This window comes from Cupriavidus sp. CER-90, from assembly GCF_057652055.1.
In genome coordinates, this window is sequence record NZ_JBYGYM010000001.1 from 1,472,474 (window position 1) to 1,485,815 (window position 13,342).

The following is a 13,342-nucleotide window of genomic DNA, read 5'->3' on the forward strand; positions in this document are numbered from 1 at the left end:
GATGGCTCCTTACGAACGGTCGGCCAGCAACAGATTGGCCGTATTGGTCTGGATGCGATCGTTGTTGATCATCAGCGGCGCCGACCACAAGTCGCGCAGGTGGCGGCCCAGGCTGAACGGCGTGCCGTGCTTGTAGCCCGCCATGCCGCAGACCAGCAGCGCCTGCTGCACGACGTCGAGCGCCATCGTCGACATGGCAGTCTTCAGGCTGTTCATCTCGGCCGCCAGCGCGAAGGCGGCCGAGACCGAAGCGCCGGCGTGGCGCGCGCGCTGGCGTTCCAGCGCCATGTCGACACGGGCTTCCATCATCTGCAGCTGGCTCACGGCCTCGGCCACGCGCAGCGCCGACGGCGGCAACTGCCCTGGCCGTGCGCGCGCCTGGCCCTGGAAGAAGGACTTGGCCCGCGACACGGCGTCGCTGGAAATACCCAGCCACAGCGCGCTCCACAGGATGTGCGACACCGGCGTCATGGTGGCGTCCGCGATCTCGCCGAACGGCACCGGCAGCACCTGATCCACCTGGCCGGTGGCCTCCAGCCGGAATCCGTTGCTGCACGTGCCGCGCATGCCCAGCGTGTCCCAGGCGTTCAGGCTCTGCAGCGTGTAGTCGCCCTTCAGCGCGCAGACCAGCACCTGGTCCGACGGCGATGCATCGGCGTGGCGCCGGGCGGTGATCAGGATGCCGTCGGCGTGCGCCCCGTAGGAAATCGTTGGCGCCATCTTCAACAGATGAAAGCGGTCGCCTTCCACGTTGACCGCACAGCCGCTGCTGCGTAACGCGCCGCCAATGGCTTCCTCCGACGTGGCCGAGGCCAGCAGCAGCTGTTCTCCCGCCACGCGCCCCAGCATCTGCTGATGCCACGGGCTGCCCGTACCATGTTCGAGCAGGCAGGCCACCTGGATCTGGTGCATCGCGTAGATCATGCCGGTGGACGCGCACGTCTCGCCCAGCACCCGGCAAATGGCCGCAATGGTGGCCAGCGGCGCCCCGCTGCCGCCCAGCACCGCCGGCACCATGGCGCCGAGCAGGCCCTTCTGGCGCAGCACTTCGAAGGCCTCGTGCGGAAAGCGCGCCTCGTGGTCCACGGCGTCGGCAAATCGCTGCGCCACGCCGGCGACCTCGCGGGCGGCCGCGATCAGTTCGTCGCCGGCCATGGCGCTGCCCCCTGCCGGGTTGGCATGCGCCAGCGCGACCTTGGCGGTGCTCATGCTGCCTCCTGCTGCCGGCGAATGGTTTCGACGGCCGCCGCAAGCGAATCCACGCTGCGGAAGAGCTGACGCGTCAGCATTTGATCCGGAATCTCGATATCGAACGCATTTTCCAGCGCCAGCATCACATGCACGGTGGCCAGCGACGACAGGCCTGCCGCGTACAGGTCGTCGTTATCGGCCAGCGTGGCCAGCGGCACGTCGAGGCGGGCCACTTCTCCCAGGATGTTGCGGATTGTTGTTTTCACTCGAAGTCTCCGATTCGGAAGCCTTGATGCGGCCTCCATTCCAGATGTTTTGGACGTCGGGCTCGGTGCGATGTCGCACCAACCGGACGCCGTTGCGCGGCGCTCAGTAGGCGGCCGTGCCTGTCCAGCCGTGCAGGGCCGTACGCAGGATGATCCGAAGGTCCAGCTGGAACGACCAATGCTGGATGTAATAGATGTCGAACTCGATGCGCTTGCGCATCTTGTCGATCGTGTCGGTCTGTCCGCGCAGGCCGTTGATCTGGGCCCAGCCCGTGATGCCGGGCTTCACGCGATGGCGCAGCATGTAGCGATCGATCAGTTCCTTGTAGATCTCGTTGTGCTCCATCGCGTGCGGACGCGGGCCCACCACCGACATCTCGCCGCGCAGCACGTTGAAGAACTGCGGCAGCTCGTCCAGGCTGGTGCGGCGCAGGAAAGCGCCGATGCGCGTCACGCGCGGGTCGTCGCGGGTAGCCTGCGTCACGCCGTGGTCCTGGTGCATGCGCATGGTGCGGAACTTGTAGACGCTGAACGGCTGCCCGTCGATGCCCAGCCGCTTCTGGCGGAACAGCACCGGCCCCGGCGACGACAGCTTGACCATCAGCGCGATCAGCAGCAGCACCGGGCTCAGGCCCAGTATCACGGCCAGCGCGAACACGCGGTCGAAGCTCGCCTTGACGAGGCCGGTCACGCCCGATACGGGCGGGCTGTTCAGGTCGATCACGGGCAGGCCCATGAAGTCGGTGAACCGGTGCCCCAGCAGTTCGACCGACGCCACATCGGGCACCCAGCGGATGTCGATCAGTTCGTTGCGGAACTGGCGCACCACGTCGGACAGGTCGCGGCAGGCAGCCATCGGCAGCGTGAGCCAGATCTCGCGCACGCCCTGGCTGCGCACCATCGCGCTGACTTCCTCCATGGTGCGCAGCGGCTCGACGCCGGGTGGAATGTTCCGGCCGTCTTCGTCGTAGATGCCCACCACGCGATAGCCGGCGGCGCGGATCTGCTGCACGCGCAGGAACATCTCGCGGCCCAGCGGGCCATACCCGCAGATCACGACGCGCTTGGCATTGATGCCCTGCTCGCGGACGTTGGCAAGCATGCGGAACATGATGGCCCGCGATGCAAGCAGCAGCACCATGGAGCTGATGAACCAGCCCATCGACCAGACACGCGACACCGCCGCGATCTGGTGGATCAGGAACGCGCCCATCAGGCCGGTCAGGAACACCGTCGCCCACGCGGCGCTGGCCCGCAACGCCAGCACGGCCTGGCTGCGACCGCGCCAGGATTCGTAGAGGCCGAACGCCGGAAACACGACCAGCGCGCCCAGCGCGCACAGCATGGTCAGAAAGCCGTTGACGGGCGCCGCTTCGCGGATGCCGCCCGGAAAGTAGATCGCGCCCATGCCGATGCCTGCCGCGGCAATCAGCAGCGCATCGCAGAGTCTGTAGAGATAGTGAAGCGCCGAATTACGCTCGGCTGCCACATTCCAGTTCGACGCCATGACCACCCCATGCCCCTCGCGGGAAGCTGTTTCGGGTCATGGTTGCGCAGCGGGTCGACAACGTCTGTTGGGCGGCGCACACAGGTCCGGGGCGCCTTCCGCGGCCTACCGGGAAGCGTGCTGGAAATCGCCGGCGGCGCGCATGCCAGCCCCGGGCAGCGCCGCCCACTCGCCGCGGTGGTACAGGTGATCGCGCCCCGAAAGGAACATGGCAAGCTCCTGCACCATCACGTCGGTCGCGCCGGCCAGGCCGCCGGTGGGCAACACCATCAGCGCGGCCAGCATGGCGCACATCGCCAGCATCGTCCGGGGGCTGCGGGGCACGCCGTGCCGCACCACGATCGGCAGGCTGACCAGGAAACCAAGCGTCAGGCCGCTGGCCACCTCGGACAGCGAATGCGCATGCAGCGCCAGCCGCGACACGCCCACGGCCAGCGCCATCAGCACCCCGCCCAGCGCGGCCAGCAGGCCCAGGCCGGGCCGCTTGTCGGGCATGGCGATGTAGCAGGCCACTGGCAGGATCGACGCCGCCATCATCGCGTGGCCGGAGAACCCCGTGAAGTTGAGCGATGCACTGCCGATGCCCCAGCCCATGAAAGCGAGCTTGGAAGCCAGCACCACGAGCGCCGTGGCGGTGAACGCGAGCATCCATTGCCGCGCCACGCCGGTGGCGCCGTGCCAGCGCATCCACGCGTAGAGAAAGCACGCGCAGGGCAGCAGGAAGGCGGATTCGCCAAAGTGGGTGATCAGTTGCCAGCGGTTCATCGGGTCTGCGGCGGTGCCGCGAAATTGCGGTGGAAAGGTGCGTGGCGGCAGCGTAGCACCCCTGCGGCCGGTGCGTACGCCAAATCATTTGATGGATCATCCCCCGCTGTCCATCCCGAAGCATGAGGGCCGCACGCGGGTACCGGACGCCCCGCGCCGACGGCCGGGGTCCGCACTGGCGCGCCAGCACTGGAGCCGCCGTCGCGTGCCGCCCGCAAACCCAGGGATGAGATGCCGGGTTGCCATGCGTCTTCTGGTTGATACTGTCCCGCACGACGATTCGATATGTTCCATGCAATGGTCGCGCACCACGTGTGCGGCCATTTCAAAGCCCGCATGGTCCCCCGGTCGGCGGGCTTCTTTTTTGGAGCCGTCGGATCGACAGGACGCGCATCGCACAGGGTCGCTGTCACGGGGCGGGGACGGGTGTCAGGTGGGCGGCGGCGTGCGTGTCAGCGCGACGAACAGCGCGCGGGCGGTGTCCAGGTGACGGCTTGCTTCGCGCTCGCCGATTTCACGCGCGGCGACGATGGCGGCATCCTCGGTGGCAAAGCATCGGCCATGCAGTTCGCCCCGATACAACAACGGCCCGCCAATGATGGCGAGCCGTATCTCATAGCAGCATGCCCACTTGCCCCGGCCTTCGCGCACGGCGAACCCGCGGACAATCAGGATATCCAGACTGTGTTCCATACGACCCCCTGCTCCCCGCGGCGGCCGGCCTCTCCGAGGCGCCGGCTTCTGGCCGTGGGCAAATCCAGCATAGTCGTATCAACGCGCGGACGCCCTCATCCGATGGCAGTAGTCCCATCGGGACTTACCCGCGCCGCAGGGATGAAGCGAGTGGCCGGCGTGGACGCTGCCTGCGTGCCGTGCGGCGGCAGCGATCTCAGCAGCGTCAGCGCGCTGCGCGGAAAACACTGTCCGCCTGCCCACACCAGCGTGGCGGCAGCACACACCAGTTCCACCGGCGCCGGCACCGCCAGGCATCCGTTGGCACCAAGCAGCGCGGCATGCGCCATCAGCCTGGCATCCAGCGCATCGGACAGCACCAGCCAGCGCCGGGGCGCGAGCCGGTCGCGCACACGGTCCAGCAGCGCGCGCGGGTCGCCCGGCACGCCGCTGCAGTCCACGAGCGCCATTTCCACGGGCTCGTCCGGCAGCGGTTCGGAGGCATCGGGATTGTCGATCGACGGCATGCGCATCGTGACGGGATCGTCGTCGAGCAGCCATTCGGGGCCGTGCCAGCGCACCGGTGTCGGAATATCCTGGCCCTCCATCCGGCGCGCGAGGATACGGCACATCATTTCGTTGCTGGCGATGAGATAGGTCGTCATCTATTTGCCATCCGCGCATTGTTGCGCGCGTGTATCCGCGGGGTGTGGTGCCCCCGCGGGACGCCCTGGAGGGACGCATCGTATTCTTGTGGAATGATGGCGAAGAGGAGTGCGTGCCGGAGATTTCGATGATCTCCGCGGCAGCCCCCGGCGCCGCGCCTGCTTACAACCTAGCAATCGCGGCAGCCCGCCGCCTCATGCTTTTGGATGAGGGGCGGGCCGGCGAATGGTGGAAGCGTGCCGTTGGCCGGCAACGCGCAGTGACTTCCCTTATGCGGCCTCACAGGCCTCCCGTGCGCTCAATGATGACATCGGGATATGCGTGGGCCTGGCCGGCGTCGGGCCGGGCCAGTTCAGGGTGGCCCCGCGTTGCAGCGCCACGTACACCGCCTCGCCCTTGTTGCGCACATGCAGGCGCTGGTAGAGCGTGCAGGCGTGGGTCTTGGCGGTGGCCACCGAAATGTTCAGCAGCCGGCTGACCGTCTTGACCGGATAGCCGCGCGCCAGCAGGGCCAGCACTTCGTACTGGCGTTCGGTGATATTGAGCAGATGCGCGCCGGCGGCTGGCGTTTCCAGCGGCACCGGCTGAGCATGCGCGGTGGCATCGCCCAGGTGAGCCGGCACACCATGCAACGGCACCACGATCGGCGCGGCATCATGGCGCGCTTCGGCGGCGCCGGGTTCGGCGTGACGCGTCGGGGGCAACTGGGACGGAAAGCACTCGCCACCGGCCAGCACCAGCCGGATGGCGGCTTCCAGCGCATCGGCCGAACAGGTCTTGGCCAGCAGACCGCGCACGGCCTCGGGCATGCCGGCCTCGGGCAGTGGCACCGGGAGCTGGTCGGCCAGCACCAGCACGCGCAACGGGGTCAGGCGTCGGCACAGTTCGGCCAGCGTGTGCCAGCCCTGTTCCGCATCGGCCGGCAGGCCAAAGACGAGCAGATCGGCGTGGTGGATCCACGGATCGGGGTCGTGCAGGACGGCGGGATCGAGATCGACGAGATCGCCCGGAACATGCGCCTGCGCCAAAAGGTGGCGCAAACCGAGACGCAACAATGGATGTGGCTCGAGCAAAAGAATGGTGGCCATGGCCGCTCACTTCTTATTGGCGCGTCGCTGCGTGGTTGGCTGTCCGCATGGCGCGCTGTTGGAGGCGCTCCGCTTATTGGCGCGGTTGCACTTCCATACGGTCTGCATCACCTCCTGAGCCTTCGCAGCGTTTCCCGTCCTGGCTTGCTGCCGACTGCTTCGGGCCCTCCCTCGGAGGATGTCAGACCGCCCCGTTTGCGTATGTAACGCGTTAGATGCTTCTCAACTCAGATACAAATTAAATCTAATTCTGGTGTTCAGCATAGGCAGCACGCCCTGCGATTGCAAGCCGATGCTGCAGTGCAACGGGTTTTCCCTCGGTTGTATGCCAGGTGTCTGGTATCGATATGGCAAGCGCCCCACAGGCCTCGAACGATCGTTCGGGGGCCCGGAAAGTGACGCCGGAACCGCTATGTTGCGCCGCACTAAAGTCGGCCCCGCGCGCGCCGTCAATGCGATGGCAATGCAATCGCCCGGACCCGGGCCAACCTGAGAGAAGAGTCCATCACATGCTTTCCTCGCTTCGCGCGCGAATCGTGGCCCTATCGGTGGCCATCGTCATCGTGGCGCTGGCAGCCAATGCCATCGTCAACCAGTTTGTCGCCCGTGCCTATAACAACGAGGCCATCGACAACAACCTAGCCGCCGTGCAAACCGGCCACGTGGACGCCATTGCGGAATGGGTGTCCAGTCACACGCAGATGATCGCGTCGCTGCAGGATGCCGCGCTGCAGGACGATCCCATTCCCGCACTGCGGCTGGTTTCAGGCGCTGGCGGCTTTATCAAGACCTACGTCGGCTATCCCGACAAGAGCCACCGCTTTTCTGACGCGGCCGGCCTGAAGCCCGACTACGACCCCACCGCGCGGCCCTGGTACAAGCAGGCCGTGGCGGCGGGCAAGCCCATCGTCACGCCGCCCTACATCGCGGCCAGCAGCGGCAAGCTGGTGGTGACGTTTGCCGTGCCGGTGATCCGCGACGGCGGCGTCAAGGCCGTGATTGGCGGCGACGTGGCCATGGATGCCGTGGTGGCCAACGTCCGGTCGATCCATCCCACCCCCGCCAGCTTTGGCATCCTGGTGGCGCGCGACGGCAAGATCGTCGCGCATCAGGACGACAAGCTGACGCTGAAGCCGATTGCCGATCTGATACCGGCGCTGGACGGTGACAAGCTTGGCGCGCTGGTATCGGCCACCGTGCCGCTGGACGTGAGCGTGAACGGCACCAGCAAACTGCTGCGCGGCCGCGAGATCGCCGGCACTGACTGGGTGGCCGTGATCGCGCTGGACAAGGCCGAGGCCACGGCCGGCATGCGGTCAGTGCTGATCGCATCGCTCATCTCGCTGGTCATCGTGGCCTGCGCGGCCGCGCTGATCGTGGCAGGCGTGACAGCGGTCTCGTTCCGGCGGCTGTCCGGGATTCGCGATGCCATGGTGGCGATCGGTTCCGGCGATGGCGATCTCACGCGCCGTTTGCCCGCCGACGGTACCGACGAGGTGGCGCAGATCGCGCGGGCCTTCAATGCGTTTGCCGACAAGCTCGTGCACGTGATGCGCCAGATCCGGGACGCGAGCGAATCGGTACACGTCGCCGCCAACGAGATTGCGGAAGGCAATGCCGATCTGTCGCGCCGTACCGAATCGGCCGCCGCCAGCCTGGAACAGACCGCGGCGTCGATGGAGGAAATCACCGCGACGGTCGGCCAGTCGGAAAGCGCGGCCCGCCAGGCCGACGATACGGCCACGCAGGCGCAGCAGGTGGCCACCCAGGGCGGCAGCGCCATCGCCGGGGCCATCGACACGATGGGCGACATCGAGCGCGCGGCCGTGAAGGTTTCGGACATCATCGGCGTGATCGAGGGCATCGCGTTCCAGACCAATATCCTGGCGCTGAACGCTGCCGTGGAAGCGGCCCGCGCCGGCGAGCAGGGCCGCGGCTTTGCCGTGGTGGCGGGAGAGGTGCGCGCGCTGGCCCAGCGCAGTTCGCAGGCCGCCAAGGAAATCAAGACGCTGATCGAATCGACGGTGGGCAGCGTCAATGCCGGTTCCGGCCAGGTGCGGCTGAGCGGCGAAACGATGCACGAGATCGTCGGCAACGTGGGCCGCGTCACGCAGATCATTTCCGAGATCACCAGCGCCGCGCGCGAACAGACGCGCGGCATTCAGGAAGTGAACGTGGCGGTCAGCCAGCTCGACCAGATGGTGCAGCAGAACGCCGCTCTGGTGGAACAGTCCACCGCCGCCGCTGCGGCGCTCCAGGGCCAGGCGGCCACGCTTGCGGACGTCGTGCGGACCTTCCGCCTGGACTGACGGCCGCCAACGCAGCCCGGCTCACGGCCGGGCCCCCCATCCTCGCGCGGCCCGATGCGTCCCTGCCTTGGGGCGCGCCATCGGGTTCCTCCGCGTGACGCCTGGCACCTCGCGCGCCAGAGTGATCTCCCCTCGGTACTGAACGCCCGGACTTGCGGCCTGCCACGGCGCGCAAGCGGGAGGCGGTCGGCCGCTGCAAAGGTGGTTTTCAGGTATGGAGAGGCGACGACTGTTCGATTCAATAATTTTGAATAACTATGGCGACGATAGCCCACTTTCGCGGCGGGGGCGGTCGCTATAGTTCTGCACATGGACAGCGCAGCCACACAGCGAACCCCGCCAAGCGAAGCCAGCGCCGCCCGATCACCTCTAAAACTCGTTGAATCATTTTTAATACCGGAGCCCATCATGTCGAACGCCAAACTGCAAGTCCTGACCCCGCGCAACAGCCAGCTGATCATCATCGACCATCAGCCCCAGATGGCCTTTGGCGTGCAGTCGATGGACCGCCAGACCATGAAGAACAACGTCGTCGGCCTGGCCAAGGCCGCCAGGATCTTCGACGTGCCGACCACCATCACCACCGTCGAGAGCGAATCGTTCTCCGGCTACACCTACCCCGAACTGCTCGACGTCTTCCCGGGCAAGGAAACGCTCGAACGCACCTCGATGAACTCGTGGGACGACCAGAAGGTGCGCGATTCGCTGGCCGCCAACGGCCGCAAGAAGATCGTCGTGGCGGGCCTGTGGACCGAAGTCTGCAACACGACCTTCGCGCTGAGCGCCATGCTCGAAGGGGATTACGAGATCTACATGGTGGCCGACGCCTCGGGTGGCACCACCAAGGAAGCGCACGACTACGCCATGCAGCGCATGATCCAGGCCGGCGTGGTGCCGGTGACGTGGCAGCAGGTCCTGCTGGAATGGCAGCGTGACTGGAAGAACAAGGAAACGTACGACGCGGTGACGGGCCTGGCGAAGGAACACTCGGGCGCCTACGGCATGGGCATCGACTACGCCTACACGATGGTGCACAAGGCCGCCCAGCGCACGCAGAGCGCCCATCCGTCGATCGCCCCGGTGCATGCCCCGGTGATCGCGTACTGATAGAAGACGGCCAACACCTCCCCCAAAACGCGGGCACGCGAGCGCCATCACCCACGCGGTGGCGCTTCGCGTGCCCGTGTTCGTTCGGCGCAATTTATTCGGTGGATTAGTGATGTGGCGGATCTTGAGCCGGTGAAAAATCATTCGAACGAATGATGCGTATTTTGCGGTTTTTTCCGCTGGGTGCATCGTCGCGGAACCAGGACGCAAGCCGGTAGCGGAATGCGTATACGCGTATACGTATACGCCCGTTGCGTTGCGAGAGACGCGCGCACCCTGCACTTCCATGCGTCGATCAACACGTCGCCGGACACAAAGCGTACTCACTGCTGCGTATGAAATTCCTTTTAAATCAACGCTGCGGAATGACACGTGCAACGACGCGTTTTTCTCGCTGGAGGGCACTGCGGCCACCCGTGATCCACGACCGAAAAGCGGCGGCTGCGCACTCCCCGTTGCCGCAACGACGCGTTGGCCCGCTGTCGGCGACGCGCTTGGAGCGGCGCATGTCTTGCCCCGGTCCTCGCCACGTTCGCAGGCGGCACGAATGACGGGCGCCGCTGAAAGCGGGCTCACATTCGTTAGCTGGATTTGAGGTGCACGTCCGGCATGCAGAGAATGTCGCGCCGGGGCAGTGGGCATGCCGCAGGCATCTTTCCCGGCATGCTGCTTGGCCGACCCATGAAGATGTTGGCTTGTTTTCGCGGCGGCGATCGGCCTCCTTGGCGCTCTCGCGCCCAACGCAGCTGCTAAGGCGCCATGAGGCCGCCTGGCTTCTGGTATCGTCCACCAGGCTGGGTCTTTGGCCATATGAGCCCCTCAGACCTTTCAAAATCCGCCGCCGTGCTGCTGTCACCGTGTCTCCGCTGAAATTTCCCCATGTGCGTCAGCTTGCATTAAAATAATTTGCATTGCACTTTGATGTGCAGAATGGGCCGGTCGGGATTGGGGATGAAAACTTTTGGTTGCAAATCAGTCACTTACGTCACGTGGCCCATATGCGGCGGGTTCAGCGCTCCGCAGCGCCACGGGGCGGCTTCGGAAGCCGTTGGAAGTCGACAACAGCCAGCTTTTTCACGCTTCAATGTGCCCCTGACAACACAACAGCTGGAGCCCGAGCGTGTCCGCTGATCACGACACTCTGGCGGCGACAAAGCTGACCCGCACCGAATTCGCGGTGGTGCGTGCGTATGCGCAGGGCATGCGCCCGATCGATATCGCCAACCGCTATCTGCTGGACCCCGATGACGATGATGACCTGACCGAGCATCAGGCGATCCAACGCATTCTGTCGCTGCGCGATCGGTTGGTGCAGTTTGCCCTCCAGCACGACCGCCCGGATATCGCCGAGATGTTCGAGGCGCTGCGCGGCCGGTCGGACACGGGGATGTCCCGCCGGGTCGAGGCGCTGTCGTCGATCGAACAGCTAGGCCAAGGGCGTCCCCTGCCGTCCCACCGCGTAACGCTGTGGTTCGGGCCTAGCCTGGCCCGGCGGCTGATGGCCGCGGACATCCATACCATCGCCGACCTCGTGGCCTTGGCCAATCGGCGCGGTAGTAGTTGGTGGCGGCACGTCCCCCGGATCGGTAGGAGATCCTGCGAAACGGTGGTGCGCTGGCTGGCCGGTCAGCAGGTGACGTCCGATATCAAGCTGCGGGATTTTGTGCTCCTCCCCGATGATTTTGTGGCGCGAAAGGCTCTTTTGCCCGCCCCGTTATCTCCGACCATGCGCGTGCCCATCCCCTTGGAATGGATGCGCATGGACGGCGGACGCACTGCCGTGGAAAGGGAACTGGCCGAAGATCTGCGCTTGGTACGGCATTGGCTGAAGGCAAAGGAATCATCGCCGAACACCTGGAAGAGCTATCGTCGCGAGGCCGAACGCTTGCTGCTATGGGCCGCGCGACAGGGCCGTTCACTGCGCGCGCTATCCGCCGCAGACCTGGCGGCGTACCAGTCGTTTCTCGCCGACCCCCAGCCGGCTGACTTCTGGTGCGGCCCCGCCAGCGCACGCGACAAGGTGCATTGGCGGCCATTCGAAGGGCCCTTGCGTACCAGTTCCTGCGAAGCTGCCCTGCGGGTAGTCCGGTCGCTACTTGGCGCACTTCACAACGAAGTGCCGCGCAAACGCGGCCGGCAGGCGCGCGAGTCAGTTCCTTTGCAGCGGTACGATGCGCGCATCCCGCCGCACTCCCGGTCGGCAGACTCGTCGTTGGTGAAGGTGCCGCCGACTTCGCCCGACACGCCGCGCGCGGTGTCGACGATTCCGGTCGATCGCTTTCTGGACTGGCTGGCCAACGACATGCCGTCGCCGCAGCAGCGCGCAGCGCGGGCCGCCGCCTTGCTGATCGCACGGCACGGACTGCGCGTGATCGAACTGTCGGCGCTTCGCATCGCGCATTTGGCGCCCGGTGTCGCCGGCGCCCATCTGGCATTGGAGGCAAAGAGTGCCTCAAGGGCGGGAGATATCTCGCTGGACGCCGACGTGTGGCACGCGCTGCGGATGCACTGGGGCGATCGCGAGCTGGAATGGGACGGCAGTTTTTCGGGCGAGCGTCCCGATACCGCGTTGCTCGCACCGGTTGATTTTCCCGACACCGAACGGGGCCGCGCGAAGCGGTCGCAGACGGCGGCGGGCTATTCTTCCAGCGGGCTGGAGCGGCTGTTGCGCGTCAGCTGGCGGCGCTTCGCCGCCGCGCATGACGATGTGCCGGCGGCGTTCACACCCCGCCAGCTCAGGCTCCCGAGATCAGAGTAGCGTCTTGTCCAGGCCGAAGCGGGCCTTCAGGACTTCCAGCAGATCTTCCCGGGCATTGCGATCGGTCAGCTGGACATCGAGCATGATGCGTCCGGAATCCCATTCCTTGATCGTCCCCAGCAATTGACCCGCCTCGGTGCGAATCTTGTACTGGCGGCTGATTTCCTTGACCTTGCGAGACTTGCCTTCCTGCGCGTGTTTCCGGATCGATTCCACTTCGCGGCTCGACAGCCCGTCGTTCATGATCCGCGTGGCCAGCTCGCGCGTGCGATCCTCGCCAGCGATCTTGCAATAGAGGGTCAACTCGTAGCCGGCCGAAATGCCGATGGCGCTGGGCCGCTCGCGCATGACAGCGAGCACCGATTCAGGCAACTTCAGTAGCGCCAGCGTCTTGTTGACCGTGCCGGCGGACATCCCGGTCAGTTCACAGATCTCTTCTTCCTTCTGAACCTTGCCTTCGTCCAGCAACTGGCGCCACGCAATGGCGTTGTCCAGCGCAGACTGGTCCGATCGCTGCTCGTTAAGCAGGAACGAGAGCCGGTAGAAATCGAGGTCGCTGAGATCGTCCTCGATAAAGCATTCCATCTCCAGCTTGCCGGCCGATGCCAGGGCGCGCTTTCGATAGTGACCGTCGATCAGGATGTATTGCCCCGGCCGCGCGGGATCGGGGGCAGCCAGACCCGGCGTCTTCTGGCCATGCGTGGCGATCGACGCCGCGCGCTCCTGCACCACGGCAGGATCGTAAATGCGTCGCGCGTTGAAGGGGTTGTCGTGCAGGTTCGCGATGGGCACGCGAATCAGCAGGCGCCCTTCCGCATTGGCGACCGCACTTTCAGCGCTGAAAGTCGCCGACGCCTGCGGGGGGCGCTGGTTCTGCAACAGGCCGTTCGGATGCTCGGACAGCGCGGCTTCCGCACGTGCGAACCGGTCGATCGCATCGCTGCGGGTCTTTTCCGCGGCCATGCCGGCGAGCATGCCGGCCTTCAGGCTTTTCAATTTCGTTGCCATTCGTA

The 13,342-nt window shown here is 65.9% G+C and carries 11 protein-coding genes; 3 read left to right on the forward strand and 8 right to left on the reverse strand.

All coding sequences use genetic code 11. The features are described from left to right. Nucleotides 1-9: 9 nt before the first annotated feature. The 7 genes from AC24R4_RS06660 to AC24R4_RS06690 all read right to left on the reverse strand — a co-directional run bounded on the left by AC24R4_RS06660 (nucleotide 10) and on the right by AC24R4_RS06690 (nucleotide 6,155). Nucleotides 10-1,209 (reverse strand): acyl-CoA dehydrogenase family protein, encoded by a 1,200-nt coding sequence (locus AC24R4_RS06660; protein ID WP_400394275.1) that lies wholly within the window; start codon nucleotides 1,207-1,209, stop codon nucleotides 10-12. After that, nucleotides 1,206-1,457 carry an acyl carrier protein gene (locus tag AC24R4_RS06665; RefSeq protein ID WP_092603394.1) on the reverse strand — a complete coding sequence of 84 codons (252 nt, stop codon included), beginning with the start codon at nucleotides 1,455-1,457 and terminating at the stop codon, nucleotides 1,206-1,208. The genes AC24R4_RS06660 and AC24R4_RS06665 overlap by 4 nt, the downstream gene beginning before the upstream one ends. Before the next feature lie 103 nt (nucleotides 1,458-1,560). Beyond that, a complete protein-coding gene (locus AC24R4_RS06670; RefSeq protein WP_400394277.1) occupies nucleotides 1,561-2,964 on the reverse strand; it encodes an undecaprenyl-phosphate glucose phosphotransferase in 1,404 nt (467 codons plus the stop codon). A 105-nt stretch (nucleotides 2,965-3,069) separates the two neighbouring features. Next, nucleotides 3,070-3,729, reverse strand: coding sequence for a phosphatase PAP2 family protein (locus AC24R4_RS06675; protein ID WP_487522547.1), 660 nt, complete (start codon nucleotides 3,727-3,729; stop codon nucleotides 3,070-3,072). Nucleotides 3,730-4,158: 429 nt separating this feature from the next. Further along, complete coding sequence (locus AC24R4_RS06680; protein ID WP_153948710.1) at nucleotides 4,159-4,422, reverse strand: hypothetical protein; 264 nt, start codon at nucleotides 4,420-4,422, stop codon at nucleotides 4,159-4,161. Nucleotides 4,423-4,517: 95 nt separating this feature from the next. Next, the gene (locus AC24R4_RS06685; protein ID WP_400396157.1) at nucleotides 4,518-5,066 is read right to left on the reverse strand and encodes a DNA-binding response regulator; all 549 of its coding nucleotides are present in this window, start codon (nucleotides 5,064-5,066) and stop codon (nucleotides 4,518-4,520) included. Nucleotides 5,067-5,336: 270 nt separating this feature from the next. Next, nucleotides 5,337-6,155, reverse strand: a complete 819-nt coding sequence (locus tag AC24R4_RS06690; protein ID WP_400396159.1) for a helix-turn-helix transcriptional regulator — start codon at nucleotides 6,153-6,155, stop codon at nucleotides 5,337-5,339. Between the two features lie 509 nt (nucleotides 6,156-6,664). On the opposite strand from AC24R4_RS06690, the gene AC24R4_RS06695 reads away from it, so the two are divergent. From AC24R4_RS06695 to AC24R4_RS06705, 3 genes are all read left to right on the forward strand, one after another. Continuing rightward, complete coding sequence (locus AC24R4_RS06695; RefSeq protein WP_487522548.1) at nucleotides 6,665-8,464, forward strand: methyl-accepting chemotaxis protein; 1,800 nt, start codon at nucleotides 6,665-6,667, stop codon at nucleotides 8,462-8,464. Between the two features lie 408 nt (nucleotides 8,465-8,872). Continuing rightward, entirely contained in the window at nucleotides 8,873-9,571 is a 699-nt protein-coding gene (locus AC24R4_RS06700; RefSeq protein ID WP_487522549.1) for a hydrolase, read from the forward strand. A gap of 1,120 nt (nucleotides 9,572-10,691) precedes the next feature. Further along, on the forward strand, nucleotides 10,692-12,329 hold the full coding sequence (locus tag AC24R4_RS06705; protein ID WP_487522550.1) for a phage integrase family protein: 1,638 nt from the start codon (nucleotides 10,692-10,694) through the stop codon (nucleotides 12,327-12,329). Here AC24R4_RS06705 and AC24R4_RS06710 read toward each other — a convergent pair. Beyond that, nucleotides 12,321-13,337, reverse strand: coding sequence for a ParB/RepB/Spo0J family partition protein (locus AC24R4_RS06710; protein ID WP_487522551.1), 1,017 nt, complete (start codon nucleotides 13,335-13,337; stop codon nucleotides 12,321-12,323). The genes AC24R4_RS06705 and AC24R4_RS06710 overlap by 9 nt on opposite strands. Nucleotides 13,338-13,342: the final 5 nt, after the last annotated feature.